The organism is Shewanella sp. 11B5 (assembly GCF_002836795.1).
Lineage (GTDB): Bacteria > Pseudomonadota > Gammaproteobacteria > Enterobacterales > Shewanellaceae > Shewanella > Shewanella frigidimarina.
The window spans coordinates 1-2,304 of record NZ_PJAP01001094.1 but is presented as its reverse complement, the minus strand read 5'-3'; the positions used below and the strand labels follow the sequence as shown (position 1 = coordinate 2,304).

General features: G+C 39.9%; 2 protein-coding genes. Both read left to right on the top strand.

All coding sequences use genetic code 11. The annotated features are described in order from the left end of the window. Positions 1-137 precede the first annotated feature (137 nt). The gene (locus CXF78_RS20680) at positions 138-425 is read left to right on the top strand and encodes a hypothetical protein (RefSeq protein ID WP_011637651.1); all 288 of its coding nucleotides are present in this window, start codon (positions 138-140) and stop codon (positions 423-425) included. 2 nt (positions 426-427) lie between these two features. Then, positions 428-1,711, top strand: coding sequence for a putative metalloprotease CJM1_0395 family protein (locus CXF78_RS20675; protein WP_102037816.1), 1,284 nt, complete (start codon positions 428-430; stop codon positions 1,709-1,711). Positions 1,712-2,304: the final 593 nt, after the last annotated feature.

Sequence of the window (2,304 nt, the reverse complement as noted above, 5' to 3'; positions counted from 1 at the left end):
GAAGCGACGAGGAATTAATCCAGTATGGAAAGATTGGGAGATGGGTTGGGTTAACAGCTAACTTTTGTTTGAAAACTGTACATATTAGTCGATTTAGGCCATAATAAATCGACTTTTTTAAAATCAGGAGCAGTATTATGCAAGTTCAATCAGCCTATGCGTCAGGTATGCAGGGATTGCAGAGTGCTCAACAAGGTTTAGCGCAAGCAACAACATCTGTTGCCACTCCAGATCAACAAAAACCTGCGGTGCCAAATACATCGGCACAAGATACTGTGACTTTAAGTTCTCGTGCTGTTGGGCAAACTGACACCACATCTGCTTTAGTGTCAGCGACTGAATCATCTAACCAAGCTCAAGCATCTGCTAAAGTGATTGAAGTGGCTTCTGAGACTGTTGGTAGCTTGATTGATATTGAAGTGTAATCATGAATGCGGCGATGGTTTCTGCTAACACTGGGTCTGTTAATAATACTGCCCAACTTAACCACCGCAATTCTTTATCTGCACCACAAGCTCAACCGGCATCTGCTAAAGTGATAGATGCTCGGCCTGAAATCATCCATTCAAATCAAGTTAGAAACAGTTCAGTAAAAAGCAGTTCGCTCAAATCTAGCCCAATTCAAACTACAGTCACATCAGCTTTTAAAGCATCAGTCGACTTTAAACCCAATTTAAGTACGGATACTCATCAGAACGCTCCGTCAAATTCTGTTTCTGCAAATACAAATGGGGTTAAGCCGCCACAAATAGTTGCTGCAGATCCATTCAATAGTTACAGCTTAAAAAGTGGTCCGCTCAATCTTACTGGTGTATTGAATCGTTCAGCTATTCAAACCCAGGCTACTGATGTCGCTGCTGGAACATTTGTGAGTACAGCTAAACCAGCAAGAACGAGTAATGGTGAAGTTGTTAATGCTCAACAGCCTATAGTTAATATCTTTAATCAACCCTCGGATGCTTCAGCGACAGAAACAAATACTTCAGCTGTAGCGACAAATAGGACGGAACAAAATTCATCCGTAGACGAATCGTCAGTCAATACAGAACCTCAAACGTCAAACAGTCAGGATGATTCAGCAGAGCAGCAAGTTGAGCAACAGGTAAAAGACAAGCAACAGCAAATAGAACAAGCAGAAATTAAGCAGATTGATCAACTTGCACAGCGAGATACCGAAGTTAAAACTCACGAGCAAGCACATGCTGCAGTAGGTGGAAGTTTAGCGCAAAGCCCGAGTTATCAATATGAAAAAGGCCCAGATGGACGTCGTTATGCTGTGGATGGTGAGGTTAATATCGATGTGTCTACTGTTGATGGTGACGCCCAAGCGACATTAACTAAAATGCAGAAAGTGTATGCGGCAGCAATGGCTCCTGTACAACCGTCTATGGCGGATATTCGCGTCGCGGCGCAAGCATTACAAAACATGAATGAAGCAAAGAAAGAGTTAATAACAAATAATGCAGATTCTGTGTCATCTTCAAAAACGAATAATTCTAGAGCTCAAAACAGTCAAACTTTAACCAATGATCCCCTTATTGCCGATGATTCAAACATAAGTCTATTGTCTCCTAATCATTCAGTATCAGCAGAACAGAGTCATTCTACTATTGCAAACGACACAACAGCAGTTAACGATTCAACTAGTCAATCTCTACCTTCCCCAGAACGTTATTCACAACAACATCAATCCATCGAAATCTACGTATAATATTTTCTATGTCTCTACAGTATTCATACAACACTGATTAAGTTCGATAATTTAGCGCTGCTATATAATCTGACTCAAGATAACAAACGCCAATAAACAGCCCTTTGCCTTGCAGACTGCATTGAATTGACTGTAATAGAACAGTCATTTAGTTATCTATTTACTCTGTTATTCGCTTGTAAGCGACTCGTCTTGCCTGAATTCGGGTTTGAGTAAAATGCCCAGTTTGAAAGTGGTTAGTAACTACGTTTTGATATTTCTCACCTATTATTCCAAGTTCTGATCAAGTCATTAAGCAGAACTTGGCTGAAAGCATCCTAGTAGCGCAAACCAAATCATAATGGCCCATGTTCTTTTTGGCAAATGAACAAATTTATATGGATGACAAGATGCTTAATTGGAAGTGCAGGGCACAGGGATTGACAGATACGTGCAGAAAGAGAAGGATTCACGAACATGACAAAAATCATGTGTTATGTAGAAGCTGACTTGAATAAGTCGCCATATTGATTAAATATCTACAACACCAAATCTAAGTAAACTTTTTTTGCTGATAATTAACCATTAAAAGGTAAGTTATGCTGTTTTAACAT